Raw genomic sequence first — 24,611 nt, forward strand, 5'->3', positions numbered from 1 at the left:
CCCGGGGGCGCTGCCCCCTCCCACTCTGCCCGTGGGAGGGGGCAGCGCCCCCGAGTTGTTTTCACAGGCTCAAGGCGCCGGGTTGGGCTGCTTGACGTGGATCGCCTCTATCCCTGCCAGCACCTCTTCGCTCAACACCAGTTCGGCGCTGCCCAGGTTGCTGTGTAGCTGCTCCAGATTGGTCGCGCCAATGATGTTGCTGGTGACGAAGGGGCGGCTGGTAACGAACGCCAGGGCCATCTGCGCCGGGTCCAGGCCATGCTGCTGAGCCAACGCAACATAGGCCGCAGCGGCGGCGTCGGTCTCGGGATTGTTGTAGCGCTGGAAGCGCTCGAACAGGGTCAGGCGGCCACCTTCAGGGCGCGCACCGTTCAAGTACTTGCCGGTCAATACAGCGAAGGCCAGCGGCGAATAGGCCAACAGGCCGATCTGTTCACGGATGGCGATTTCCGCCAGGCCGATTTCGAAGGTGCGGTTGAGCAGGTTGTAGGGGTTCTGGATCGACACCGCTCGGGCCTTGCCCTGGGTCTCGGCCAGGTGCAGGAAACGCGAGGTGCCCCAGGGGGTTTCGTTGGACAGGCCGAAATGGCGGATCTTGCCGGCCTTGACCAGTTCGTCGAGCACTTCGAGGGTTTCGCCGATCTCGGTGGCGACGTCATCGGCGTGATGCTGGTAACCCAGCTCGCCGAAGAAGTTGGTCTTGCGGTCCGGCCAGTGCAGCTGGTAGAGGTCCAGGTAATCGGTGTTCAGGCGCTTGAGGCTGGCCTCGAGCGCGGCGGTGATGTTCTTGCGGTCCAGGCGCGGATTGCCGTCGCGGATGTGTTCCATGCGGCCGGGGCCGGCGACCTTGCTGGCGAGCACCCAGTCGGCGCGATCGCCATGCTGCTTGAAGTACTCACCGATGATCTGCTCGGTCCTGGTGTAGGTCTCGCCACGCGGCGGCACCGGGTACATCTCGGCGGTGTCGAGGAAGTTGACCCCGGCCGCCTTGGCCGCACGAATCTGTTCGAAGGCCTCGGCCTGGGTGTTCTGCTCGCCCCAGGTCATGGTGCCCAGGGCAATGGCGCTGACCTTGAGGTCGGTCTTGCCCAGTTTACGAAACTCCATTGCCTGCTCCGTCAAAATGAATCATCAAATATGAATCGCGAACTGTAGGCAACAGACTGGGCCGAGCGCCAATTCCTTTTCGATCTAAGACCATTAGCTTGCTTAGCAAAATGGCGCAGCGGCCATTGCCTTAGAAGATCGTGCTGTACTGCTCGATCTCCCAGGCGCTGATGGTGCGGTGATAGGTTTCCCATTCCCTGGTCTTGTAGCGAATGAATTCGTCGCGCAGGCCCTTGCCCAGGGTCTTCTCCACCAGCGGGTCATCGGCGAAGGCCTTGATCGCCTCGGGCAGGTTCTGCGGCAGGAACTCGATGCCACGGTCGGCGCGCTCGGCCTCGCTCATGGCGTAGAGGTTGTCTTCGTTGGGCTCGCGCGGGTCGATCTTCAGGCGCACCCCTTCAAGGCCTGCGGCCAGTGCCAGGGCGGCGGCCAGGTAAGGGTTGACCGCGCCGTCGGCGTTGCGCGATTCGCAGCGCCCGCCCCCCGACGGCACGCGGACCGAGTTGGTGCGGTTGTTCGAGCCGTAGGAATTGAACACTGGCGCCCAGGAGAAATTGCCGCCCGCGCCTTGGCGCACCAGCCGCTTGTAGCTGTTGACGGTCGGCGCGAAGGCCGCGCACAGCGCCCGGCCGTGCTTGAGGATACCGCCGATGAAATGGTAGCCGGTTTCGGTCAGGCCCAGCCCGCGCGGGTCGTCCTTGGGGTCGCACTCGAACACGTTGGCCCCGGTTTCCAGGTCGTACAGCGACATGTTGAAGTGTGCGCCGGTGCCGGTCTTGTCGGCGAACGGCTTGGGCATCATGGTTGCGATCAGGCCTTGTTCGCTGGCGTAGTGCTTGGCCATGAAGCGGAAGAACACGAAGCGGTCGCACATGGTCAGTGCGTCGCTGTAGTTGAAGTCGAACTCGTACTGCGAGTTGCCGTCTTCGTGATCCAGCGAGTAGAGGTCCCAGCCGAGCTGGTTGATGGTGCTGGAGACCTTGTCCAGCCAGGCGAACTGGTTAACGAAGCCCTGCACGTCGTAGCACGGCTTGAGCAATTTGTTCTCGGGGTCCGGCACCACAAGGCTGCCGTCGGCCTCGCGGCGCAGCAGATAAATCTCGCACTCGATGCCCAGATTCATGCCAAAGCCCATGTCGGCGGCCTGAGCCAGCACGTTCTTCAGGGCCACGCGCGTGCTCAGCGGATAAGGCTGGCCCTTGAAGGCGTTGTCGGCGGGCATCCAGGCGATTTTCGGTTCCCAGGGCAGCTGGATGATGGCGTCCAGGTCCGGCACCGAGGTGATCTCGTCCTCGTGGGGATCCTGGCCGAGGCCGTCGAGGGCATAGCCGGTGTAGCGCTCCGAGCCCTTGGCCATCTGCTTGAGGTGCCCAACCGGCACCACCTTGCCCTTGGGCACGCCGTGGATGTCCACATAGGCGCCAATGCAATATTCCACGCCTTTTTCGCGCAGGGTTTTTTCCAGGTCAGCCACTTCTTGGGCGCTTTTCATGAGGATTCGCTCTTGCAGGTAAGGGGGGCTGGAGTAAGGGGGGCTGGAGTCAGCTGAAACCGACCACGGCATGCGGGATATAAGGCGCTTCGAGCTGCTGGATTTCTTCGGGCGTGAGGGTCAACTCCAGGGCCGCGGCAGCGTCCTGCAGGTGTTCGACGCGGGTCGCTCCCAACACCGGCGAGGCCACTGGCTGCTTTTGCAGCAGCCAGGCCATGGCCACCTGCGCCTGGGGGATACCGCGCTGGCCCGCCACTTGCGTCACCGCCTGGATCACCTGCCGATCGGCCTGCTCGGTGGCGGCATACAAGGTGCGTGCATAGGGATCGTTGCCGCTGCGCTCGCTCCCGGCGTCCACCGGGCGGGTCAGGCGGCCGCGTGCCAGAGGGCTCCAGGGCGTCACGGCGACGCCCTCGGCGACGCACAGGCCGAGCATCTCGCGCTCTTCCTCGCGGTATAGCAAATTGAGGTGGTTCTGCATGGCAATGAAGCGCGTCCAGCCGTTGGCATCGGCCACGTGCAGGGCCTTGCACAGCTGCCAGGCGAACATCGACGAGGCGCCCAGGTAGCGCACCTTGCCCACCTTCACCAGGTCGTGCAGGGCCTCAAGGGTCTCTTCCAGCGGCGTGTCGTAGTCCCAGCGATGAATCTCGTACAGGTCGATATAGTCGGTGCCCAGGCGCGTCAGGCTCTGGTCGATCTCGTGCATGATCACCTTGCGCGACAGGCCACCGCCATTGGGGCCGGGGCGCATGGTGTTGTAGACCTTGCTGGTGATGACCACCTCGTCGCGTCGGGCGAAATCCTTCAAGGCCCGGCCCAGCACCTCCTCGCTGGCACCCTTGGCGTAGGCGTTGGCGGTGTCGAAGAAGTTGATGCCCAGCTCCAGCGCCTGGCGAATGAACGGGCGACTCTGCTCCTCGGTAAAGGTCCAGCTGTAGCCGCTGCGCTCGGGCGGCGCGTAGGTCATGCAGCCCAGGCACAGGCGCGAGACTTGCAGGCCGGAGCGGCCCAGACGGGTGTATTGCATGATCGAACTCCTCTTGTTGGCGGCGCGCGGCAGTCAGCCCAGCACGCGCTCGCGCAGGTAATTGGCGAGGTCCCAGACGGTGCGTTCGAGATGGCTCAAGCGGCCTGGGCGGGCCAGGGTGGAATGGGTCGCGCGTTGCTGGACGGCGTTGACTTCGAGGTCCTCGGCGGCGATCGCCGTGCCGCGCGTCTGCATGCGCGTCACGGTGTCGGCGAAGTCGGCGCGGGCCGCCGCGCGCGGGTCGACCAGCACCACTCGGTGCCAGTCGGTGTTCTCGGCATCGAGCGGCAGCAGGCTGGTGACGCTGACCCGGTCCGGGTCCAGGCCCAGCAGGCAGTTGGGGAAGATCTGCACCAGCTTGATCTCGCGCTGGTCGTCGCCCTGCACGCCGGCGAAGGTTTCCAGGCCCGGCGTGAGGATTTCGCTGAGCTCGCCCTTGGCCCGCAACGGCTGATGGCAGATGCTCCAGCCTTTGCCGCCGGCGCCTATGTAGCTGAGGCGCCCGGGAAAGCTGGTTTCCAGGCTTTTGCGGTGCACGGCCGGGTGGTGATAGCACTCCATGAAGGTTTCGGCGGCGATTTTCCAGTTGAAATCGCACGGGTAATCCGTGGTGTAGGCGACCTTCAGCTTGGCGAAACTGTGCTTGCGCAGCAACGGCACCAGGTCGCTCAAGCGCTCGCCGATGGAGTCGACGCTGGCGCTGAGCGTGATAAAGATCAAGCCTTCGACGATCTCGCAGCGCACCTGCGGCAGCTGCCACTGGCTGGGGTCGAAATCCTCGGCCTGTTCCATGCTCGGCGCGCCGAGCATCTGCCCGTCCAGGCCGTAGCTCCACTTGTGAAATGGGCAGGCGAAGCCGCGCGCGTTGCCAGCGCCTTCGACGATCGGCAGCCAGCGATGCAGGCACACGCGCGACATGACCCGGATGCCGTCGCCGGCCCTGACCGCCAGCAGTGGCTCCTTGACGATGTCGATGGAGAAGTAGTCGCCGACATTGGCCAGTTGCGCGGCGTGGCCGATGCACAGCCAGTCGGCGCGGAACACCTTGTGCAGTTCCAGTTGGTAGAACGCTGGGCTGTGGTAGGTCTCCGGCGGCAGGGTGCGCGACTGGCTGGCGGGCTTGCCGCGGTCCGCGCGCAGGGCATCGAGCAGGTGCTCGACGCCAGCGACGGGCGCAGTGAGGTCTTTGAGGCTGATCAATTCGGTCATTGCGGCGGCTCCTCGATGAGTGGCGGGCAGGTGGCAATGCAAGCGGTGGCTCAGGGCGTGCGGCGGCTTTTGTTGAAGTGCCGCTCGATGCGCCGCTGCAACAGGCTGAGCACACTGGTGGCGAGCAGGTACCAGGTGCAGGCGACCATCAGCAGCGGGATGGTCTCGAACGTTCGCGAATAGATGGTCTGCGCGGAATAGAGCAGGTCCGACAGCGAGATCACGCTGACCAGCGAGGTCATCTTGAGCATGCCGATGGTCTCGTTGCCGGTCGGCGGAATGATGAACGGCATGGCCTGGGGCAGGACGATGCGCGCGGTCACCCGGCGCTCGCGCATGCCCAGGGCACGGGCAGCTTCCTGCTGGCCGTCGTCGACCGAGGCGATGCCGGCGCGGACGATCTCGGCCATATACGCCGCTTCGTTCAGGCCCAGGCCGAGAATCGCCGCCACGTAGGGTGTGATCAGGTCGTTGGTGGAGGCCTGGAACAGGGTCGGGCCGAACGGGATGGACAGGCTGACCTGCGGAAACAGGATCGCCAGGTTGTACCAGAAGATCAGCTGTACCAGCACCGGCGTGCCGCGGAAGAACCAGATGAAGCTGGCGCTGGCGCCAGTGATCAGCGGGTTGCGCGACAAGCGCATCACCGCCAGCAGCACCCCCAGGACCACGCCGAGGAGCATGGTGACGATGGTCAGCCAGACGGTCATCCAGACGCCGCTGAGGATGGTGGCATCGAATAGATAGTGGCTGACGGTAGGCCAGCCGAAATTTTCGTTGGTGACCACCAGGCGCAGGAACAGCACGGCGAGCACGATCAGCACGGCGGCGACGGCCCAGCGGCCGGGATGGCGTTGCGGCACGACCACCAGGTGGTCTTCGGGAAAGCGCTCGTTCCAGCTCGCCGCAGTGGCAGCAGCCGCTGCCGAGCCTGCCGGCAAAGCCGTTGATTCAGGGACTGGCGGCTGAGTGGATCGATCAACGGGTTGCAAGTGAGTCATGGCCGATTCTCGGGAGAACATGCAGCGCGAATTCGAACAAGCACCAGGGGGCGTGTCGCCTACCTGCCACTCATATTAATCAACCGATTAATTAAGGCAAGGATTAAATCGGTACGGATGGCCACTCGCGGTCAGAAGACCTTGGACAGAAACTCCCGGGTACGCGGGTGTCGAGGCTGCTCGAAGAGCTGCGCGGGGCTCGCGCATTCGACGATCACGCCCTGGTCCATGAACGCCACCTTGCTCGCTACCTCGCGGGCAAAGTGCATTTCGTGGGTGACGACGAGCATGGTCATGCCCTCCCCAGCCAGGTCGCGCATCACGTCGAGCACTTCGCCGACCAGTTCCGGGTCAAGTGCGCTGGTGGGCTCGTCGAACAGCATCAAGCGCGGTTTCATGGCCAGCGCGCGGGCGATCGCCACGCGTTGCTGCTGGCCGCCGGAAAGCTGGCTGGGGTAGGCGTCGAGCCGATGGCCGAGGCCCACCCGTACCAGCAGGTCATGGGCGCGCTGATGCGCCTGCTCGCGGCTCTCGCCCTTGACCTGCATGGGGGCCTCGGCGACGTTCTGCAGGGCGGTCATGTGGCCGAACAGATTGAAGCGCTGGAACACCATACCGATCCGCGCGCGGCGCGCCGACACTTCGGCGTCCTTGAGTTCGTGCAGGCGATTGCCGACCCGGCGGTAGCCGACCATCTCGCCATCGACGTAGAGCGCGCCGCCGTCGATCTTTTCCAGATGGTTGACGCAGCGCAGGAAGGTCGACTTGCCGGAGCCCGAGGGGCCGATCAGGCAGGCCACCTCGCCCTGCTCCACCGTCATGTCGACGCCGCGCAAGACCTCCTGGCCCTTGAAACTCTTGAGTACCTGGCGTGCGGTGACCGCCGGCACGTCGGCGGCGGGTGCAGTGAAATGTTCGTGCATGGCGCATGTCTCCCGGTTCATGGATCGTCTGCCAGCGCCGCAGGGGGCGCAGCGGCTGGCGTCGAACTTGCAATGCCGTGATGGCGAGTTCCATTCCCACTACCGCCGAACCGTTCGGCGTCAACAGGAAGCCTTGATGAAACCTGATACCGCATTAACCGATGTCTCTCTCGCCAACGGGCGCGTCGCCCTGGTCACCGGCGGCGCCAAAGGCATTGGCCGGGCCATTTCCCTGCAGCTGGCGGCCGGCGGTGCCGACATTGCCATCGTGGTGCGCAGCGACCGCGCCGCTGCCCTCGCCACCGCTGCCGAGGTGCAGGCGCTGGGCCGCCGCGCCGAGGTGTTCTGCGCCGAACTGACCGACGCGCAAGCGGTGGCCGGGTTGGTCCAGCAGGTCGAAGGCGCCATGGGCCCGATCTCCCTGCTGGTCAACAATGCCGGCCATGGCGCGCCGGGGCCGCTGTTGTCACTGACCGAAGGCGACTGGGACACGGTGGTCGCCGGCAACCTGAAATCCTGCTTCCTGCTCAGCGTTGCTGTGGCTCGGCAGATGGCTGCACGCAATATGGGTGCCATCGTCAACATCGCCGGTGCTTCCGCGCATCGGTCCTACCCCGGTGCCGGGGCCTACGGCCCGAGCAAGGCGGCCGTGGTCAGCCTCACCGTGCAGATGTCGCTGGAGTGGGCGCCACTGGGCATCCGCGTCAACGGCGTCAGCCCGGGACCGATCCGCGAGGCCGACAGCGGCTGGCAGGCTCGTGAGCCGGCGCTGGCCGAAGAAGTCTCGCGGCTGCCGCTCAAACGCGCCGGGCAACCACTGGAAGTGGCCAGGGCCGTGGCCTTCCTCGGCAGCGACGACGCCAGCTATGTCACCGGGCAGATGCTCATCGTCGATGGCGGTGGAGTGAATACCTGGTATCTGGCGGGGTAAGCCAGGCCGCGCAGCGAACCTGCCTGGCCGCCGCCGAGCGGCCGTCAGGCCGGTTTCGCCTTCAGCGCCAAGCCTCGCCCCGGCGCAACACATCGCGCGCACAGATATACCCCCATGTCATGTTCGGCCCCAGCGTGGTGCCCGCGCCCACTGCGCGAGTGCCGATCGGGTTGGCCATGGCGACGCCACAGCAATACAGGCCCTCCAGCACGCTGCCATCAGTGCGCAGCACGCGGCCGTGTTCGTCGGTGCGCGGGCCACCTTTGGTGGCCAGGAACGTGCGGTTGAACGGCAGCGCGACGAACGGCCCCTGGCTGATCGGCGCCAACCCTGCATGAATGCGCTTGTCGCTTCGGGCCAGGCCATGGGCGCCCCCGGCACGGGCGAAATCCTCGTCGACGCCGCGTTCGCAGAAGCCATTGAAACGCGCCACCGTGGCCTCGAGTTGCGCGGCGGGCAAGCCGATCTTCTCGGCCAGGGCGGCCAGCGTCGGCGCGCGCACCAGCCAGCGGGAATCGAAGCGATGGAACCAGCGCAGCATCGGCGAGCGCTTGAGCAGGCTGCGGTCGGAAATCACCCAGGCCGGCAACTGCGCCGATGCGCCACCTGGACTCTCGCGCTGGTCCAGCGCCTCGCCGAGGTTGAAAGTGAACTCGTTGACGAAACGCTGGCCGTGGCGGTTGACGATGATCGCGTTCGGTTCGTAGTGAAAGAACACCGCCAGGCAATGCGCCTGGCCCTGGTAGCGCCAGGGCATGGCCGGGTTGATGTTGGCCTGGTCCATGTGCGCCAGTTGCGCGCCGGCCTGCTCGGCCATGCGCTGGCCGTCGCCTTCGTTGCTGCGCGGGCTGGCGATGAAGTCCACCGGGCCGGGAAAATGCTCGGCCAGGCGCGCGGCATCCCACTCGAAACCGCCGCTGGCAAGGATCACCCCACGCGGCGCCAGCACCTTGAGCACCTGCCCGTGCTGCAGCGCCCACAGCCCGCCCACCCTGCCCTGTTCATCGAGCAGCAGGTGCGTGGCGCGCGCGTGGCGCTCGAACTGACAGCCCAGGCGTCGACAGCCCGCCAGGAGCCCGGCGATCAACGCCGCACCCTTGCTGCGCGTGCCGCTCAACCAGCGCCACAGCAAGCGTGGCGCCAGGCGCCAGGCGCTGGCCAGGGGATGGTGGTAGACATCCAGGCCGATGATTTCGTGGTAGCTGTAGTACTGCGGCAACGGCGAGGGCCGCAGCCAGCGGCCCAATGCACCAATACCGGCACGGCGCAGCTGGCGGCGGGTCAGCGAGCGCGGTGCGAGCATGCGTCCACGCGCCTTGGCACCGGGGTACTGCGCCAGGGGGTCGGGCTCGTCGGTGAGTTCGAAGCGCACCGGTGAATGGCCCTCGAGGCATTCGATCATGGCCCCTGCAGCGGCGCTGAATGCCCGCCACAACGGCTCTTCGGCAGATTGCCAGCCCGGCGGCGCGCTGGCTCGCAGATAGTCCAGCGCCTCCTCGCTGCTGTCGGCAATGCCGGCAGCAGCTGCATGAAGATTGGCCGGCGCCCAGGTGGCGCCGCCGGACATGGCGCTGGTGCCGCCGAGCCAGGCGCTCTTTTCCAGCACCAGCACGCGCAATCCACCGGCGGCAGCGGTCAGCGCCGCGCTCAGGGCTGCCGAGCCGGAGCCGACCACCACCATGTCGCAATGCAACTCACGGTCGGCCATGGTAGGCGCCGGCCCCGTGGCTGCGGGCGGGTTGTCCGCCAGCCAGGTGGGCATCTCAGGGCTTGGGGTTCTGGATCGGGTTGCTGGATGTCAGGTTGATGCCCGGCTCTGGCAGCTTGAGGGGCGCCAGGTCCCACTTGTCCATGATCTTCTCGTAGTTGCCGCTGGCGTAGACCGCCTTGAGCGCCGCGAGCATGGCGTTGGCCATGGCCGGGTCGTCCTTTTTCACCACGATGCCCAGGTAGAACTTCGGCATCAGGCTGGAAGTCACCACGCGAATCGGCTTGGGCGCCGACTTCTCCATGTCTTTTGCGGCGGCGGCATCGTTGACCACGAAATCCACGCGCCCGGAGTACAGCGCCAGCAGCACGGCGTCGGCCGAGGGGTACTGCGACAACTCGATGGCCGGCTTGCCGGCATTCACGCAGTGCGGGGAGAACAGTTCGGTGATGGTGCTGGCGAAATCGGTGCCCGATTGCACGGCGGCGTGCAGGCCGCACAGCGATAGCGGGTCCTCACTGACCTTGGTGTTGCTCTTGAGGGTATACAGCGCGTTGGTGGCGTAGGAGAAATCGACGAAGGAGACCTGTTTCTCGCGCTCCAGCGAGTCGGAGATGCACTCCATGGCAACGTCGTAGCGCCCGCTCTGCACCCCTGGAATCAGGCCGTCGAAGGCGATCGAAGTGGCCTTGACCTTGACCCCGAGCTTCTCGCCCATGGCGTTCCACAGGTCGGGCTCGTAGCCGACCATGGTCTTGTTGTCGGCGGCAAAGGATTCGCATGGTGGGTAATGCGCGTCGGTGACCAGGTTGATCACGCCCGCCTTGCGCACCGCCTCCGGCAGCATGGCGTGCAAGGTCGGGTCCATGCTTTCGGTAGGGATCTTGACTTCACTGGCGGCGTGGGCCGCACCCATGACACAGCAGAACGACAGCAGCGGCAAGCTTAAAGCGAACACTTTCATCAAGGTCTACCTCGGGGTCGATGCGCACGTCTGGTGCGCGCAGCCAAGCCAGCTATCCTGTGCCGAAAAGCGCTTCCCAAACACCTCGGAGCAACAAGCATGCCATGGAAAATTAACTGAGCGATTAATCTTCAGGGTATTGATCGGCTTGACCTTTCATCGGCAGAACCGCGCTTGCACGGGGGTCCCGCCGGCGCACCAAGCGGGCGCACAATCACCCGAAAACAGCCCAATAGCGTGCAAGTTAATTAGGCGATTAATTATTCTTGCAACCGATCGACACCGGGCATAGGCTCTTTGGCACCCCCATCCACTCCCTCGAGGGCTGCACACCATGACCACCGACGAAATGATCGAACTGCTCGAACGCGAGCGCGAAGCCATCTGGCGCACCATGCCGGATGAAGTGGCGGCCATCGGCCGTGGTGAAATCCCTCGCGGCACTGGCGCACGCGGGCAATACCTGAGCACCTTGATGTTCGCCGAGGGCGAAGCCCGCACCCTCGCCGACGAAATGTTCTGGGGCCTGATCGAAGTCTGCCGCCAGCCGGGCGCCGACCTCGCCACACTGAAAATGGTGATTCGCCAGATCATCGGCTACAAGGCCGACTTCTTCGATTTCGTCGGCCTGCCGGGCGCAGCCGCCACGGTGCATCAGTACGTGGCCGTGGCCGATGCCACCACCACCCTCGATGAACTGGAACGCCTGACCGGCGCCGCGCTGTCGTGGGCCAACCGCCTGCACATGTGGGTCGACCACGTATTCCCATGGGGTGTTGGCGACGGCTTCCGCAAGCCGAAGACCAAGACCAAGACCGCCATCGCCTGATCAGCCCACTTCAATACAGGAACCCCGTCATGCTCTTGAGTCTGAAAGTCGAAGGTCAATCCATCTGCCTGATCGAAATCTGGGAAGACAAAGTGCCGAACCTGGCGCAGATCTTTCGTGAAAAACTGCCGCTGCAGAGCTCCCTGCAGCACGGCAAACTGCTCGGCGATCTGGTGTTCTTCACCCTGCCGATCGTTGCCCCGTGGGAAAACCGCTACCTGACCCAGGACGTCGGCAAGGAACGCATCGAGAAAACCGGCCACGCCGCCGGCGCCGTGTGCTTCTACAGCCCGCGCCAGCAACTGTGCATCGTCTATGGCGACGACGTATCGGCCGAGCCGTTGCCGATCTCTTACATCGGCGAGGTGGTGGAAGGCGCCCTGCAGCTCAAGGTAACCGGGATGGAGACCTGGTTCGAACAGGGTGCGCTGGTGGAGTTGGCGATCGCCGACTGAGGTTGCAGGCGACGCGAGATCAGGCCGGGCGCACGGCCAGATGCTCCAGCACCAGCTGGCGCATCACCACGATGGCGTTCTTGAAGTTGAACTTGGGAAACATCATCGAGCGAAACAGCACGCCGTCCAGGTAGGTGGAGATGAACATGGCCATGTCGGCCGGGTCGACTTCGCGGAACACGCCGCTGGCGATGCCGTCCTTGATGGCCTTGCGCAGCACCTGGGACTCCTTGTCGTAGAACTTGCGGATCGCCTTGTCGATACGCACCGTGCGGCCGTGGGAGCTGGCGTAGTCGAGACTCATCTTGGCCAGCTTCTGCAGCAAGGCGAACTGCAGGATGTGGATCTGCAACCAGAGGAAGATGATCGACTGCGGCTCGACCGCATCGGACTTGATCGAGTTGAACTGGCGGAAGGCATCTTCCACCGTCGACTCGACCACGCCGAGAAACAGCTCTTCCTTGCTGCCGAAGTAGTAATAGATCAAGGCCGAGTTCATCTGCGTGGCCTTGGCTATGTCCTTGATGGTGACGGTGGAATAGTTGTGCTCGGCGAACAGGTCCAGCGCGGCCGACTGCAGGGCCTTGGCGACATCGGACTGTTGGCGCTTGTCGCGCACGGCAGCCATGTCGATCTCCTCGGCGGGGTTCTTGTCCTTTTTCGCCAGACTACTCTTCGCTGCCATGTTGAACCCTGATGTCGATGACCGATGTTGGAAAATCCAGATACCGCGCGGCTGCGCATTATCAGCTGACGCCGGTTATTCGTCCATGCGCAACGCAGCGCAGCGCCAAGACCCGCAAAGGAGCATGCCATGCCCAGCGATTACCAGATTGCCGCTCTCGGTGACCTGCCCCTGCAATCAGGGCGGATCCTGACGGATGCCAGGCTCGCCTACCAGACCTTCGGCCAACTCAATGTGGCCGGCGACAACGTGGTACTGCTGCCCAGCTACTACACCGGCAACCACCGTTCCTACAGCGGCTGGATCGGTGCTGGTCGCCCGCTGGACCCGGCGCGCTGGTTCATCGTCACGGTCAACCTGTTCGGCAATGGCTACTCCACTTCGCCAAGCAACTCGGCTACCCAAGGTGGCGCCGACTTCCCCCGGGTCAGTCTGGAGGACAACATCCAGGCCCAGCGGCGTCTGCTCTGGGAGGTGCTGGGGGTGCGCTCGCTGGCGCTGGTCGGCGGCTGGTCGATGGGCGCCATGCAGGCGTTCAACTGGGCGATTCGCTATGCCGACGATGTGCGGGCGTTGCTGGCGGTGTGCGGCACCGCGCGTTGCTGGCCGCTCAACCAGGTGTTTCTCGAGGGCGTGCGTGCCGCGCTGCAGGCCGATCAGAACTACAGCGCCGGGCGCTACCGCAGCCCGCCCGAAGCAGGACTGCGCGCATTCGGCCGCGCCTACGCCGGCTGGGCCTACTCAGCGCAGTTCTTTCGCGAACAACTGTACCGCGACCTGGGCTTCGACAGCCTCGAGCAGCTGTTGCTCGACTGGGAGCAAGACCACATGCGCCATGACGCCAACGACCTGCTGTGCGTGCTCGACAGCTGGCATCAGGCAGACCCCAGCCAGTTGGCCCACGGCGGTGACCTTGGCGCAGCGCTCGGCGCCATTCGCGCCCGTTGTGCAGTCATGCCAGGCAGTACAGACAGCTACTTCACCGAAGCGGAAGCACGCTTGGAATGGCGCTCGCTGGGCAATGCCCAGTGCCTGCCGCTGAACTCGCCGTACGGTCATTGCGCAGGCGCACCGGGCCGCTTCGCTGTCGAGACGGCGAGCATCGACCGCGTGCTGGGCGAGCTGCTCGCCGGCATCTGATATGGTTTTTTAAGTTTCATCTGAATCTGTTATGAATCGGTCCCGGCGCGCATCCTTCACCCCATCACAGCGACAACCCTGCCGCTCAATTGGAGGTGTGAAATGGATGGCGTCATCATGCTGGTCATCATCGCCGCAACACTGGGATCATTCGGTTACGTGATGTACCTGATTCACAAGGAAAGCCGCGGACAATAGGGCTTAAGTCCATCCCCGTGTTGCCGATATCCTTGGACTATTCCAAGAACATTCAGGTGGCAACATGGGCAGTTTGCGAAGCATGTCGATCGGGCAACGGCTGTGGCTGATTCTGATAGTGGCCATGGCCATGCTATTCAGCCTCGGCCTGGTCATGCTCAAGCAGATCCATGACGATCTGTTCCGTGGCCGTGTGGAGCGGACCATGCACGTGGTCCAGGCCGCCAGTGGCGTGCTGGAGTATTACCACGGCCTGGAAAGTGCCGGCACCTTGACCCGCGAGGCCGCGCAGAAGCAGGCGCTGACGGTGATCCGCGGCCTGCGCTATGACCAGACCGACTACTTCTGGATCAACGACCTGCGCCCGGTCATGATCATGCACCCTACCAACGCCAAGCTCGAAGGCCAGGACCTGTCCGGCGTCCGCGACCCGGACGGCTTCGCCCTGTTCAGTGAAATGGCCAGACTGGCCCAGGCCAAGGGCGGCGGCACGGTGGACTACCGCTGGCCCAAGCCCGGTGCCAGCGAACCGGTAGAGAAGACGTCCTACGTGCAGTTGTTCGCGCCCTGGGGCTGGGTGCTCGGCTCGGGCGTGTACGTCGACGACATGCAGGCCGACTTCATGCAGCAGATCTGGCATGCCTCGCTGGTCGGCCTGGGCATCGTGCTGGTCATGGCGGTGCTGGTGCTGCTGATTTCGCGCAGCATTGTGCGCCCATTGCGCGCCACCGTAGCGGCCATGGCCAACATCGCCAGTGGTGAAAGCGACCTGACCCGTACCCTGGAGGTGCAGGGCAACGATGAGATCACCCTGCTGGCAGGGCACTTCAATACCTTCACGGCCAAGCTGCACCGCGTGGTCAGCGAGCTGCAGGCCTGCGCCACGGCGCTCAACCAGTCCTCGGGCGAACTGGGCAGCAATGCCGAACAGGCCCAGCAGCGCAGCGAACAGCAGGCACAGCAAATGGAGCTGGTGGCCACGGCGGTCAACCAGGTGACCCACGGGGTGCAGGACGTGGCACGCAACGCCGAGCATGCCGCCAGCGAGATGCGCGACGCCCAGGCCCAGGCCGAACAGGGCCAGCGCAACATCGACAGTTCTCTGAAGCAGATCGACTCGCTGTCGGCGACCATCGACGATGCGGTGCAGGTGATCCGCACCCTGGCCGGCGAAAGCACGCAGATCGGCACGGTGCTGGAGGTGATCAGCTCGATTGCCGAACAGACCAACCTGCTGGCGCTCAACGCCGCCATCGAGGCCGCGCGCGCCGGCGAGCAGGGTCGCGGCTTCGCCGTGGTGGCCGACGAGGTGCGCCTGCTGGCCCAGCGCACGCAGAAGTCCACCGCCGAAATCCACGCCATGGTCCAGCGCCTGCAGACGCACTCCGATTCAGCGGTCAAGGTCATCGGCGAAAGCAGCCGTGCCTCGCGCCTGACCATCGAACAGGCCAACCAGGCCGGGCAGAGCCTGACCTCGATCAGTCAGGCGCTGATCAATCTCAGCGGGCTCAACGCTTCGATCGCCAGCGCGACCTTGCAACAATCCCATGTGGTCGAGGACATCAACCAGAACGTCACCGTCGCTGCCGGCCTCTCCCACCACACCGCCCAGGCCGCCGAGCAGTCCAGCGCGGCGAGCCTGGGGCTGAAGCAGTTGAGTGGCGAGTTGAGTGGGTTGCTGCGCCAGTTCAGGTTGTAAGCTTTGCCGGCTCAGGTCGCGCAAGGCTCAGGGCCACACCGCGAGCATGAAAGGGAAATCTTTTTACGGACTTTTCACCTTTTCACCGCTAAGATCCCCTCCTTCGTTGGGGAGTAACCCGCGGCCCGCCTCAGGGGCCGAGTTCGCATCAACATTCTCGGCAGCAGCCGTGGTGCGAGCACTCCATGAGTGGGTGAGACCGACGACACTTCCACGCCTCTAGTCGGGCGCGTGGCCGTGTCGTTGTCTCATTGCCCGACTGGAAGCTGCGCGTGAACCCGATCTCCCTCGTACTCCTGGCCCTGGCCATGTCCACCGATGCCTTCGCCGCCGCCATCGGCAAAGGCTCGAGCCTGCACAAACCGCGTCTGAGCGAAGCGCTGCGCACCGGGCTGATCTTCGGCGTGATCGAAGCCATTACCCCCCTCATCGGCTGGCTGATCGGCCAGGCCGCGACGCGCTGGGTGGCCAACTGGGACCACTGGATCGCCTTCACCCTGTTGCTGGTGCTGGGCCTGCACATGATCTACAACGGCCTCAAGGCCGATGAAGCCGAGGAGGAAAAGCCCTCCCGTCACTCCTTCCTGATGCTGGCGGTCACCGCCTTTGCCACCAGCATCGATGCCCTGGCCGTGGGCGTCGGCCTGGCCTTCGTCGACGTCAACATTCTGATCGCGGCGGCCGCCATCGGCCTGGCGACCATGACCATGGTCACCCTGGGGGTAATGCTCGGACGGGTGCTGGGAACGGTGGTGGGCAAGCGCGCCGAAATCCTCGGCGGCGTGGTGCTGATGCTGGTGGGTGCGACGATTCTTTACGAGCATTTGTCGGCGTGAATCAACGCCCGCCCGGCGCATTGCGCAACCGGGCTGGCGCGTTCGCCATCACACGTCGAGCAGACGCTCGGCCGCGACCGGCTTGAGGCGCGGGGTCAGCAGGTGGATGACCAGGATCGCCACCAGGTAGGCGCTGCCGGCGACGATGAAGATCGGCTGGTAGGACTTGAACACCTGGAGGATGTAGCCGTTGTAGGTGGTCATCAGCATGCCGCCGATGGCCCCTGCGGTACCGCCGATGCCGATGACCGAGGCCACCGCCTGTTTCGGGAAGAGGTCCGAGGGCAAGGTCATCAGGTTGGCCGACCAGGCCTGGTGCGCAGCGGCCGCCAGGCCGATGATGCCCACCACCAGCCATAGGCTGGAGACGAACTGCGCGGTGACGATCGGGGTCACCGCCAGGGCGCACAGCAGCATGGTGGTCTTGCGCGACAGGTTGGCGCTGCGGCCGCGCTTCATCTGTTTGGACGACCCCCAGCCACCCAGCACCGAGCCGACGTCAGCCAGCACGTACACGGCGATCAACGGTGGACCGAACGACTTCAGGTCCAGGCCGTAGGTCTTGCCGAGGAAGTCCGGCAGCCAGAACAGGTACAGCCACCAGATCGGGTCGGTGAGAAACTTGCCGGCGGCATAGGCCCAGGTTTCACGGAAGGTCAGCAGCTTGAACCAGGAGAACTTGGCCGGCGTGGCGTCCACGGGCAACGAGGGATCGGTATCGGAGCGGATGTAGTCCAGCTCGGCGGCGCTGACCTTGGGGTGGTCCTGCGGGCTGCGGTACACCAGCAGCCAGGCCACCAGCCACAGGGCGGTGACGATGCCGATGGAAATGAACGCCGCGCGCCAGCCCCAGGCCAGGGTGATGGCCGGCACCAGCAGGGGCGTGACGATGGGACCGAACGCGGTGCCGGCGTTGAAGATGCCGGTGGCCTGCGCCCGCTCCTTCTGCGGGAACCACTCGGACACAGCCTTGAGGCTGGCCGGAAAGCTGCCCGACTCACCGAAGCCCAAGGCAAAGCGCGCCATCGCGAACTGCGTGACACCGTTGACCAAACCATGGCAAATGCTGGCGATGGTCCACAGGGTGAAGGCCAGCGCGTAGCCGATGCGCACGCCGACCTTGTCGATGATGCGGCCAAAGGTGAGGAAGCCGATGGCATAGGCACACTGGAACCAGAACACCACGCTGGCGTAGTCGGTTTCCGTCCACTTGAGCTCGGCGGTCAAGGTGGGCTTGAGGATCCCGATCATCTGCCGGTCGATGTAGTTGATACCGATGGCGACGAACAGCAAGGCACAGATGGTCCAACGGTAGCGGCTGGTGAGGGTGCGAGGCGTTGCAACGGGTGTGGCGATGCTTGCAGTGGCGGCGCGAGGCGCTGCCTGGCCGTTAGGCGCAGGTCCGATGTCGACTGTCATGCTGCGGCTTCCTTTGTTGTTTTTATTATCCAGCGATTCCCGGGATCTGCCGGGTCCAACCCACCGACAGCAGGGCGGTGGATTTGTCAGTCATCGTATGAGGCGTTTCTGAGTGTGTCAATTCGACCAAAGGCGCCAATGGTCGTTATTTTGTCCTGGGCTTGTAGAAGATGAACTTGTCGGTTTCAGCGGTCTTCAGGTAGTCCTTGCCCCAGCCGTCCAGCGCGACATGCCGGTCATGAAAGAACAGCGCGCCGCCGGTCCGATCCTTGAGCTGCTGGTTGAGGGCTTTACGCGCGACTTCCTTGGCGACGGTGTAGCGATCCTCTTCCTGGACCTGGTCCGCGCGGCCATCACACCACCAGGAAAACTGGCAGTTCTTTTTCTCCGAGCCCTGCTTGACCACCCCGCACACGGTGTCGGCGAAACCGTCGTGGCCCAGGCGATTGATCACCACGTCGGCCACCGCCTCCATGTCCGCCGGGCCGCCGCCCTTGGCCTCCCAGTAGATGGTGCGCGACAGGCAGGTGATGGCGTCGCTGACCGACTCCTTGCCCGCCGGGTCCACCGCCTGCACCTCGGCCGGCGTGATCGCCTCGGACTTGGGCGCCGGCTTGACCTCCTCCTTGGCAGCCACCTTCTGTTCGAGCACCTGGGCTTTGTCGACTGCTTTTGCAGCGGCGGCGGGATTGCCAGCAGCGCCTGAGTCTTCGCCGGCGACTGCCACGGCGCTGCTGGAAAGAACTGCAAACACACACAACACGATTGCTGATGCCCGCATGGTTTCACCTGTTATTGGAAGCCCGCCGAAAGCGGATTGATGAATCGACCATGGCCAAATGGAATCATTCGCCGCAGCGCCGAGGATATTTTCGGTCGTCCCGGAAAACCCCATGCTTTCAGCAACTTGTTCACTTTTACTGTGGAGGGGGCTGTGGATAACCTGAGCACAAGCCCGCCGCGCCTAGCGTCTGCGGCGGGCGGATGACCCTGGTCAAATAGTGTTCGATTATTAGCACATGGAGGCTAGCGGCCAGCAGTGATCACGGATAAAACCGTACAATGGCGTTTTTGCCCTGTTCTCCCCTCAAGGACTGTTCCATGCCTGAACAAGGAAATCTGCTGCAAGCCGCCGTGGTGTTTCTGTTTGCTGCGGTATTGACCGTGCCCCTGGCCAAACGCCTGCAACTGGGCTCGGTGCTCGGCTACCTTTTTGCCGGCGTGCTGATCGGCCCCCAGGTGCTCGGCCTGATCGGCAATCCGCAAAGCGTCGCGCATATTTCCGAGCTGGGGGTGGTGTTGCTGCTGTTCATCATCGGCCTGGAACTGTCGCCCAAGCGCCTCTGGGTGATGCGCAAGTCAGTGTTTGGCGTGGGCCTGGCGCAGGTGCTGCTGACCGGCCTGGTGATCGGTGCGATCGCCCTGCTCGGCTTCGGCCAGCCGCTGCCCAGCGCAGTGGTGCTGGGCCTGGGCCTGGCGCTGTCGTCCACCGCCTTCGGCCTGCAGAGCCTGGCCGAGCGCAAGCAGTTGAACGCCCCGCACGGGCGCCTGGCGTTCGCCATCCTGTTGTTCCAGGACATCGCCGCCATCCCGCTGATTGCCCTGGTGCCACTGCTGGCCGGGGGCACCGCCGCCGGCTCGGGGGATGCGCTCGACCATGGCCTCAAGGTTCTGGGCAGCATTGCCGTGGTGGTGGTCGGCGGCCGCTACCTGCTGCGCCCAGTGTTTCGCATCGTCGCGCGCAGCGGCCTGCCGGAGGTTTCCACGGCCACCGCCCTGCTGGTGGTGATCGGCACGGCCTGGCTGATGGACCTGGCGGGCGTGTCCATGGCCCTGGGCGCCTTCCTCGCCGGCCTGCTGCTGGCCGACTCGGAATACCGGCACGAACTGGAATCGCAGATCGAGCCATTCAAGGGCCTGCTGCTGGGCTTGTTCTTCATCAGCGTGGGCATGGGCGCCAACCTTTCGCTGCTGTTCGAATCACCGGCTGCGGTGCTCGGCCTGATGCTGCTGCTGGTGGCGATCAAGCTGCCCTTGCTGATGATCATCGGCAGACTGGCCGGGGGCCTCGACCGGTTGAGCGCAATACGCCTGGGCGTGGTGCTGGCAGCCGGCGGCGAGTTCGCCTTCGTGGTGTTCAAGATCGGTCGCGACCAGGGCCTGTTCGACGCGCGCCTGTACGACACCCTGCTGCTGACCATCACCCTGTCCATGGCCGTCACGCCGCTGCTGTTGCTGGCCTGCGCGCGCTGGGTACGTTCACGGCCCAAGCCCGTGCAGCAAGTGCCCGAGCACCTGCGCGCCATCGAGAGCGACGGGCCGCGGGTGGTAATCGCCGGCATGGGCCGCATGGGCCAGATCGTCGCGCGGATCCTGCGCGCCCAGGGCATTCCTTTCGTCGCCCTGGACACCTCGGTGGAGTCCATCGAACTGACTCGCAGCTTCGGTGACCTGCCGGTGTTCTACGGCGACCCGCTGCGCCCCGAAATCCTCAGCGCGGCCAAGGTCGGCGAGGCGGAGTATTTCGTCATCGCCACCGACGACCCGGACACCAACATCAAGACCGCCGAGCTGGTCAGCCGTCTCTACCCGCATTTGAAGATCATCGCCCGGGCGCGCAACCGCCAGCACGTCCATCGGCTGGTGGACGTCGGCGCGCAGGCGGTGCGCGAGACCTATTATTCGAGCCTGGAAATGAGCCGGCGCACCCTGGTGGGCCTGGGCCTCTCCAATGCCCAGGCCGAGGCGCGCGTGCGCCGTTTCAAGACCCACGACGAACAGGTGCTGGCGGCCCAGCATCTGGTCTACGACGACGAGGCCAAGGTGCTGCAGACCGCCCAGGAAGCGCGAGCCGAACTGGCCCGCCTGTTCGAGTCCGACAGCAAGGAAGAGCAGAAGGCGGCCAAAGGCAAGTCGGTCGGCTGATCCTTGGGATTGCGAGCTAATCGGCACACCGAGGTGATGCCCTCGCCAGCTGCGCCGGCTCCTACACCGACCCCGGAATGCCCCACAGTTGGCGTAGGAGCCGGCGAAGCTGGCGAGCGAACCAACACCCAACCCCAGGCTTGATTGGCCATGAGCCGCAATACCAGCAGACGATCCACCCGCTAACCGAGGTGATGCCCTCGCCAGCTGCGCCGGCTCCTACACCGACCCCGAACACCCCACAGCTGGCGTAGGAGCCGGCGCAGCTGGCGAGCGAAGCAACACCCAACCCCAGGTTTGATTGGCCATGGGCCGCGATACCAGCAGACGATCCACCCGCTAACCGAGGTGATCCCGTCGCCAGCTGCGCCGGCTCCTACAACGACCCCGAACGCCCCACCGGTGGCGTAGGAGCCGGCGAAGCTGGCGAGCGAAGCTACACCGAACCCCAGGTTTGATTGGCCATGAGCCGCGATACCAGCAGATGATCCACCCGCTAACCGAGGTGATGCCCTCGCCAGCTGCGCCGGCTCCTACACCGACCCCGAACACCCCACCGGTGGCGTAGGAGCCGGCGCAGCTGGCGAGCGAAGCAACACCGAACCCCAGGTTTGATTGGCCATGAGCCGCAATACCAGCAGATGATCCAGCCGCTAACCGAGGTGATCCCGTCGCCAGCTGCGCCGGCTCCTACACCGACCCCGAACACCCCACCGGTGGCGTAGGAGCCGGCGCAGCTGGCGAGCGAACCAATACCGAACCCCAGGCTTGATTGCCCATGGACCGCGATACCAGCAGATGATCCACCCGGACACCGAGGTGCTGCCCTCGCCAGCTGCGCCGGCTCCTACGCCAGCTCGGAACGCCCCACGTGCCTATAAAAAGTCGATGTTATTCGATAAATAGCGACTCACGCGCAAGCGCTCCAATTCACCGATGAATCCTCCAAACTCGCATCCAAACGAGGTGATAACTGCCAATCGAACATCTCGACAACTAAAATAATAACACCGGTAGGAAGTTTCCTACTTGAAATAAAGACTGATATTACAGAACCTTCCTACAAACTACCAATCATCCCGCCGCAATCAAAAAATACTATTTCCCTTTTGAAACACTACATATGTAAAAAGAAACACCTTCGAAACGAAGGTATCCAATCACACAAGGAATAATTCAATGGAAAGCGAATTTGGCGAAATGATGATTGCGTTCTCAAGCTTGCAGGACAGTGATGCGAGCATCGGCTTTAGCGGTGGGTCAGGCGGGTCCGGTGGTGGCGGCGCAAGTGGTGGGTCAGGCGGCGGTGGCAGTTATAAAGGTGGCTCCGGCGGTTGCGGCGGATGTGGGAGCGGTTGTGGCGGTAATGCCATAAGCTCAACGGACGACTAATCCCCCATAGACCTATCCTATAAAAGGCAGGTTTGGAGATAGGCCATGCAAATCAAAATGCACAATTATGAAATCATGAACTTCGACTCTCAAGTTTTCGTAAATTCAACGAAAGGCATTTCAAATATCACGTCCGGGCCAATGGCAGCCTTCCTGTCCGAACTCAGGGGATGTGCGGGCCAAAACATTTCACCTGACCACATTGAAAACGAGCTGGCACGATATGGACTGGATATCGAACCTCAATGCTTTTACGCCGCAAATCCAAAATGGTGCCGTTCCCATGACACATATGAAGTCGATCACAAAGCGGGCCACTCACAGAAAGGCACTTTTTACTCGGCAGGTGTTAACACTTGCAATGATCTTCCTTAAGGAACAACTAAAGGAGCCTATCTCATTCTTCTGGACGCTCATCTCCCCCTGCGCATTATTCTATTTTCTAGCGTATGCTCGATATGACGCCTCCTATTTTACCCAGACTTATATGGATGCTGCCTCATGGTTTTATGCATACACTTCAGCCAGTATCGCGCTATTCGGAGTAGCGCTGTACTTCGTGGGCCGTCGTGAGGCTGGATTCGTCCGATCATTCATTTACACAACCCGAGCAATATACTTATACATAACGGCGCACCTCATCTGCCACTCAATTGTCTCACTTGCGTATTGCATTATTTTTTACCTGGCCACCCGTTTTGCTTTTCAAGATGCCAATCCAGCAGAACTCCCAACACTCATCCTTCGCTTCTACCTGTGCTTTCTGCTTTTCTGTATTCCGGCGCTGCTTCTGGCCACTTGCCCACTCAGTTTCCGAAACGCCAACACATTATTTTCAATGATACTGTTTTCAATGTTATTACTCTCGGCGATCGGTGCCTATCAGCCTCATTGGATTGTTGAGACCATCAACACCCTCAATCCATTTGTCATCGCGAGTCGTATCATGCGTGAAGGGGTCATCATGATCGAAGCCTTCTGCCTGCTGATTGGCTTTACCTTGGCGATTTATTGCAACGTGAAATACTTCCGGATAAATCCAGTTTGGAGTCGATACTGATGGACAGTGTAGCAGCGCAAAGCCTATGGTTTGCCTACCCTGGCAGACAGATTCTCTCTGACGCGACATTGACTGTCCCCTCAGCTCAAGTCACCGGCTTGCTCGGGTCCAACGGTGCGGGCAAGACCACGTTTTTCGACCTGATATGTGGCATACGGACGGCTCAAGCAGGCCAACTTCAGATGAGCGGCCAGACCTGTCTCTATCTATCGCAGGTCATTACAGCCTCGCCTGTCCTGCAGATGGAGGACGCTTTCAGAATGATGGCGGCTCTGACCGCATACCGGAATGTGGATCTGGAAGAGGTGATCGAAAAACTGGCTTTGTGGTCATCGGAGTTGGTCGGCAGATACACTGCCCTTTGGCATAAAAAGTCAGCAGTGTGCAGCTACGGCGAGGTTCGGTGGTTTTTTTCCACATCGTTACTGGCGATTGGGGCGGATCTGATCCTGCTCGATGAACCCACCGCAGGAGTCGATCCCGAGTGTAGACACTACACCTGGCAATGTATCAAAGCGGCAGCGAGAGAAGGCACAGCTGTATTGGTCTCCTCCCACAACGTGCAGGAAATCGTCGAACACACAGATGCTTTTCATATGCTCGCCAACCAGCGCTTCACCCGTTTCTCTTCGGGCGAGGAATATATGAATTACTACCGTTCACAGTCATTGGATGAAGCCTTTATCCAGGCCGGCAAACACGTCCTCGCGGGTTGAGCCGAGAGTGGCTGCCGCCGGCCGGATGCATCATCGGGCCTGGCGCCCTCAGCCGCCGAAATCCGCTGTCCAGTAGATGCCCGCATCGCTCTTCGGATCGGTGCCATAGCCCACTCCGAGTTCCTTGAACGCCGGGTTCATCAAGTTGGCGCAATGCCCGGGGCTGGCGATCCAGCCGTCCACCACTTTGCGCGCGCTGTCATAGCCGGCGGCGATGTTTTCGCCGACCTGCTGGCCAGCGTAGCCCGCCAACTCGGCGCGATCACCCGGGGTGCTGCCGTCACGGCCCTGGTGGTCGAAGTAATTGAGGTTGGCCATGTTGCGCGAGTAGGCGTCGGCCACGCTGGCCAGGGTGGCGTTCCAGTTCAGCGGTGGCGCGGCGCCGAACGCTTGCGCGCCGCACTGGCGCGGCTGGGCGCGGGCGCTGTTGATCATCGCCAACACCTTGCGCCCTTCGGCCTGGGAGGCTTCCAGTTTGCCGGCCAGCAAGGGGCGGCCGAGCACGATGCGCCATTCGCGGTCATCACGGCTGACGCCGATGTTGATGAACTGCGGGTCGAGCACCACCTGGCAGAAGCTTTCCTGCACCACTTGCAAGGCCGACGCGGCGTCGCGCGGGCCCGACAGGGTGATCGCCCGCACGTTGGCCATCGGGTAGCGCGCCTGGGCCATGGCCGCGCGCAGGTCGACCTTGCCGGTGGCGGGCAGAATCAGCCGGGTATCCAGCGACAGCGGGGGCAGCTCGGGCGAGGCCTGGCTGCCGCACTTCTGCACCTGGCCACGATAGGCGTTGATCGAGTCGGCCAGTTGGCTTTCCTCTGAAGCGACAGCGGCGCTGCTGACGGTCGCCGCCAGCAGCAGCAAGACAGGTCGAAGCATTGTAGGTCCTTGC

General features: G+C 63.4%; 20 protein-coding genes, 2 pseudogenes and 1 riboswitch. Of the genes and pseudogenes, 10 read left to right on the forward strand and 12 right to left on the reverse strand.

Going from position 1 to position 24,611, the window contains the following annotated elements; translation table 11 throughout:
* Window positions 1-69: 69 nt before the first annotated feature.
* The 6 genes from SFA35_RS15435 to SFA35_RS15460 all read right to left on the reverse strand — a co-directional run bounded on the left by SFA35_RS15435 (window position 70) and on the right by SFA35_RS15460 (window position 6,762).
* Window positions 70-1,107, reverse strand: a complete 1,038-nt coding sequence (locus SFA35_RS15435; RefSeq protein ID WP_320571413.1) for an NADP(H)-dependent aldo-keto reductase — start codon at window positions 1,105-1,107, stop codon at window positions 70-72.
* A gap of 130 nt (window positions 1,108-1,237) precedes the next feature.
* Window positions 1,238-2,599 (reverse strand): type III glutamate--ammonia ligase, encoded by a 1,362-nt coding sequence (glnT, locus tag SFA35_RS15440; protein WP_320571414.1) that lies wholly within the window; start codon window positions 2,597-2,599, stop codon window positions 1,238-1,240.
* 49 nt (window positions 2,600-2,648) lie between these two features.
* Window positions 2,649-3,629 (reverse strand): aldo/keto reductase, encoded by a 981-nt coding sequence (locus SFA35_RS15445; RefSeq protein ID WP_320571415.1) that lies wholly within the window; start codon window positions 3,627-3,629, stop codon window positions 2,649-2,651.
* Window positions 3,630-3,662: 33 nt separating this feature from the next.
* Complete coding sequence (locus SFA35_RS15450; protein WP_320571416.1) at window positions 3,663-4,838, reverse strand: aromatic ring-hydroxylating dioxygenase subunit alpha; 1,176 nt, start codon at window positions 4,836-4,838, stop codon at window positions 3,663-3,665.
* A gap of 50 nt (window positions 4,839-4,888) precedes the next feature.
* Window positions 4,889-5,839, reverse strand: a complete 951-nt coding sequence (locus SFA35_RS15455; RefSeq protein WP_320571417.1) for an amino acid ABC transporter permease — start codon at window positions 5,837-5,839, stop codon at window positions 4,889-4,891.
* A gap of 131 nt (window positions 5,840-5,970) precedes the next feature.
* Window positions 5,971-6,762, reverse strand: a complete 792-nt coding sequence (locus tag SFA35_RS15460; RefSeq protein WP_320571418.1) for an amino acid ABC transporter ATP-binding protein — start codon at window positions 6,760-6,762, stop codon at window positions 5,971-5,973.
* Between the two features lie 136 nt (window positions 6,763-6,898).
* Between SFA35_RS15460 and SFA35_RS15465 the strand changes: the two genes are divergently transcribed.
* On the forward strand, window positions 6,899-7,693 hold the full coding sequence (locus tag SFA35_RS15465; protein WP_320571419.1) for an SDR family oxidoreductase: 795 nt from the start codon (window positions 6,899-6,901) through the stop codon (window positions 7,691-7,693).
* A 61-nt stretch (window positions 7,694-7,754) separates the two neighbouring features.
* Here the strand turns inward: SFA35_RS15465 and SFA35_RS15470 are convergent, their stop codons facing one another.
* Window positions 7,755-9,455, reverse strand: a complete 1,701-nt coding sequence (locus tag SFA35_RS15470) for an FAD-dependent oxidoreductase (RefSeq protein ID WP_320571420.1) — start codon at window positions 9,453-9,455, stop codon at window positions 7,755-7,757.
* Between the two features lies 1 nt (window position 9,456).
* Window positions 9,457-10,365: an ABC transporter substrate-binding protein gene (locus tag SFA35_RS15475; RefSeq protein WP_320571421.1), complete on the reverse strand. Its 909-nt coding sequence runs from the start codon at window positions 10,363-10,365 to the stop codon at window positions 9,457-9,459.
* Window positions 10,366-10,699: 334 nt separating this feature from the next.
* On the opposite strand from SFA35_RS15475, the gene SFA35_RS15480 reads away from it, so the two are divergent.
* Window positions 10,700-11,194, forward strand: coding sequence for a hypothetical protein (locus tag SFA35_RS15480; protein ID WP_320571422.1), 495 nt, complete (start codon window positions 10,700-10,702; stop codon window positions 11,192-11,194).
* A gap of 29 nt (window positions 11,195-11,223) precedes the next feature.
* On the forward strand, window positions 11,224-11,649 hold the full coding sequence (locus SFA35_RS15485; RefSeq protein ID WP_320571423.1) for a hypothetical protein: 426 nt from the start codon (window positions 11,224-11,226) through the stop codon (window positions 11,647-11,649).
* A gap of 19 nt (window positions 11,650-11,668) precedes the next feature.
* Here the strand turns inward: SFA35_RS15485 and SFA35_RS15490 are convergent, their stop codons facing one another.
* Window positions 11,669-12,334 (reverse strand): TetR/AcrR family transcriptional regulator, encoded by a 666-nt coding sequence (locus tag SFA35_RS15490; RefSeq protein WP_320571424.1) that lies wholly within the window; start codon window positions 12,332-12,334, stop codon window positions 11,669-11,671.
* A 129-nt stretch (window positions 12,335-12,463) separates the two neighbouring features.
* On the opposite strand from SFA35_RS15490, the gene SFA35_RS15495 reads away from it, so the two are divergent.
* From SFA35_RS15495 to mntP, 4 genes and pseudogenes are all read left to right on the forward strand, one after another.
* Window positions 12,464-13,474 carry an alpha/beta fold hydrolase gene (locus tag SFA35_RS15495; protein ID WP_320571425.1) on the forward strand — a complete coding sequence of 337 codons (1,011 nt, stop codon included), beginning with the start codon at window positions 12,464-12,466 and terminating at the stop codon, window positions 13,472-13,474.
* Window positions 13,475-13,877: 403 nt separating this feature from the next.
* Window positions 13,878-14,465: pseudogene (locus SFA35_RS26765) on the forward strand (cache domain-containing protein); the annotation flags it as partial.
* A gap of 318 nt (window positions 14,466-14,783) precedes the next feature.
* Window positions 14,784-15,371: pseudogene (locus tag SFA35_RS26770) on the forward strand (methyl-accepting chemotaxis protein); the annotation flags it as partial.
* A gap of 96 nt (window positions 15,372-15,467) precedes the next feature.
* Window positions 15,468-15,638, forward strand: a riboswitch (yybP-ykoY riboswitch).
* A gap of 5 nt (window positions 15,639-15,643) precedes the next feature.
* Window positions 15,644-16,207 carry a manganese efflux pump MntP gene (gene mntP, locus SFA35_RS15505; protein ID WP_320571427.1) on the forward strand — a complete coding sequence of 188 codons (564 nt, stop codon included), beginning with the start codon at window positions 15,644-15,646 and terminating at the stop codon, window positions 16,205-16,207.
* A 48-nt stretch (window positions 16,208-16,255) separates the two neighbouring features.
* On the opposite strand, the gene SFA35_RS15510 is transcribed toward mntP, so the two are convergent.
* Window positions 16,256-17,626 (reverse strand): MFS transporter, encoded by a 1,371-nt coding sequence (locus SFA35_RS15510; RefSeq protein WP_320571428.1) that lies wholly within the window; start codon window positions 17,624-17,626, stop codon window positions 16,256-16,258.
* Window positions 17,627-17,771: 145 nt separating this feature from the next.
* The gene (locus SFA35_RS15515) at window positions 17,772-18,407 is read right to left on the reverse strand and encodes a cell wall hydrolase (protein WP_320571429.1); all 636 of its coding nucleotides are present in this window, start codon (window positions 18,405-18,407) and stop codon (window positions 17,772-17,774) included.
* 320 nt (window positions 18,408-18,727) lie between these two features.
* Here SFA35_RS15515 and SFA35_RS15520 point away from each other — a divergent pair, with 320 nt between their 5' ends.
* The 3 genes from SFA35_RS15520 to SFA35_RS15530 all read left to right on the forward strand — a co-directional run bounded on the left by SFA35_RS15520 (window position 18,728) and on the right by SFA35_RS15530 (window position 23,719).
* Window positions 18,728-20,551, forward strand: a complete 1,824-nt coding sequence (locus SFA35_RS15520; protein ID WP_320571430.1) for a monovalent cation:proton antiporter-2 (CPA2) family protein — start codon at window positions 18,728-18,730, stop codon at window positions 20,549-20,551.
* A gap of 1,615 nt (window positions 20,552-22,166) precedes the next feature.
* Entirely contained in the window at window positions 22,167-23,003 is an 837-nt protein-coding gene (locus tag SFA35_RS15525; RefSeq protein ID WP_320571431.1) for an ABC transporter permease, read from the forward strand.
* Window positions 23,003-23,719 (forward strand): ATP-binding cassette domain-containing protein, encoded by a 717-nt coding sequence (locus SFA35_RS15530; RefSeq protein WP_320571432.1) that lies wholly within the window; start codon window positions 23,003-23,005, stop codon window positions 23,717-23,719. The genes SFA35_RS15525 and SFA35_RS15530 overlap by 1 nt, the downstream gene beginning before the upstream one ends.
* A 48-nt stretch (window positions 23,720-23,767) precedes the next feature.
* Here the strand turns inward: SFA35_RS15530 and SFA35_RS15535 are convergent, their stop codons facing one another.
* On the reverse strand, window positions 23,768-24,598 hold the full coding sequence (locus SFA35_RS15535) for a CAP domain-containing protein (protein ID WP_320571433.1): 831 nt from the start codon (window positions 24,596-24,598) through the stop codon (window positions 23,768-23,770).
* Window positions 24,599-24,611: the final 13 nt, after the last annotated feature.

Source organism: Pseudomonas sp. HR96 (assembly GCF_034059295.1).
GTDB lineage: Bacteria > Pseudomonadota > Gammaproteobacteria > Pseudomonadales > Pseudomonadaceae > Aquipseudomonas.

What these genes read in the sequence shown, in the direction of transcription:
- SFA35_RS15435 (WP_320571413.1), bottom strand. Translation starts at nt 1,107, where the DNA reads ATGGAGTTTCGTAAACTGGGCAAGACCGACCTCAAGGTCAGCGCCATT.
- glnT (WP_320571414.1), bottom strand. Translation starts at nt 2,599, where the DNA reads ATGAAAAGCGCCCAAGAAGTGGCTGACCTGGAAAAAACCCTGCGCGAA.
- SFA35_RS15445 (WP_320571415.1), bottom strand. Translation starts at nt 3,629, where the DNA reads ATGCAATACACCCGTCTGGGCCGCTCCGGCCTGCAAGTCTCGCGCCTG.
- SFA35_RS15450 (WP_320571416.1), bottom strand. Translation starts at nt 4,838, where the DNA reads ATGACCGAATTGATCAGCCTCAAAGACCTCACTGCGCCCGTCGCTGGC.
- SFA35_RS15455 (WP_320571417.1), bottom strand. Translation starts at nt 5,839, where the DNA reads ATGACTCACTTGCAACCCGTTGATCGATCCACTCAGCCGCCAGTCCCT.
- SFA35_RS15460 (WP_320571418.1), bottom strand. Translation starts at nt 6,762, where the DNA reads ATGCACGAACATTTCACTGCACCCGCCGCCGACGTGCCGGCGGTCACC.
- SFA35_RS15465 (WP_320571419.1), top strand. Translation starts at nt 6,899, where the DNA reads ATGAAACCTGATACCGCATTAACCGATGTCTCTCTCGCCAACGGGCGC.
- SFA35_RS15470 (WP_320571420.1), bottom strand. Translation starts at nt 9,455, where the DNA reads ATGCCCACCTGGCTGGCGGACAACCCGCCCGCAGCCACGGGGCCGGCG.
- SFA35_RS15475 (WP_320571421.1), bottom strand. Translation starts at nt 10,365, where the DNA reads ATGAAAGTGTTCGCTTTAAGCTTGCCGCTGCTGTCGTTCTGCTGTGTC.
- SFA35_RS15480 (WP_320571422.1), top strand. Translation starts at nt 10,700, where the DNA reads ATGACCACCGACGAAATGATCGAACTGCTCGAACGCGAGCGCGAAGCC.
- SFA35_RS15485 (WP_320571423.1), top strand. Translation starts at nt 11,224, where the DNA reads ATGCTCTTGAGTCTGAAAGTCGAAGGTCAATCCATCTGCCTGATCGAA.
- SFA35_RS15490 (WP_320571424.1), bottom strand. Translation starts at nt 12,334, where the DNA reads ATGGCAGCGAAGAGTAGTCTGGCGAAAAAGGACAAGAACCCCGCCGAG.
- SFA35_RS15495 (WP_320571425.1), top strand. Translation starts at nt 12,464, where the DNA reads ATGCCCAGCGATTACCAGATTGCCGCTCTCGGTGACCTGCCCCTGCAA.
- SFA35_RS15510 (WP_320571428.1), bottom strand. Translation starts at nt 17,626, where the DNA reads ATGACAGTCGACATCGGACCTGCGCCTAACGGCCAGGCAGCGCCTCGC.
- SFA35_RS15515 (WP_320571429.1), bottom strand. Translation starts at nt 18,407, where the DNA reads ATGCGGGCATCAGCAATCGTGTTGTGTGTGTTTGCAGTTCTTTCCAGC.
- SFA35_RS15520 (WP_320571430.1), top strand. Translation starts at nt 18,728, where the DNA reads ATGCCTGAACAAGGAAATCTGCTGCAAGCCGCCGTGGTGTTTCTGTTT.
- SFA35_RS15525 (WP_320571431.1), top strand. Translation starts at nt 22,167, where the DNA reads ATGGACTGGATATCGAACCTCAATGCTTTTACGCCGCAAATCCAAAAT.
- SFA35_RS15530 (WP_320571432.1), top strand. Translation starts at nt 23,003, where the DNA reads ATGGACAGTGTAGCAGCGCAAAGCCTATGGTTTGCCTACCCTGGCAGA.
- SFA35_RS15535 (WP_320571433.1), bottom strand. Translation starts at nt 24,598, where the DNA reads ATGCTTCGACCTGTCTTGCTGCTGCTGGCGGCGACCGTCAGCAGCGCC.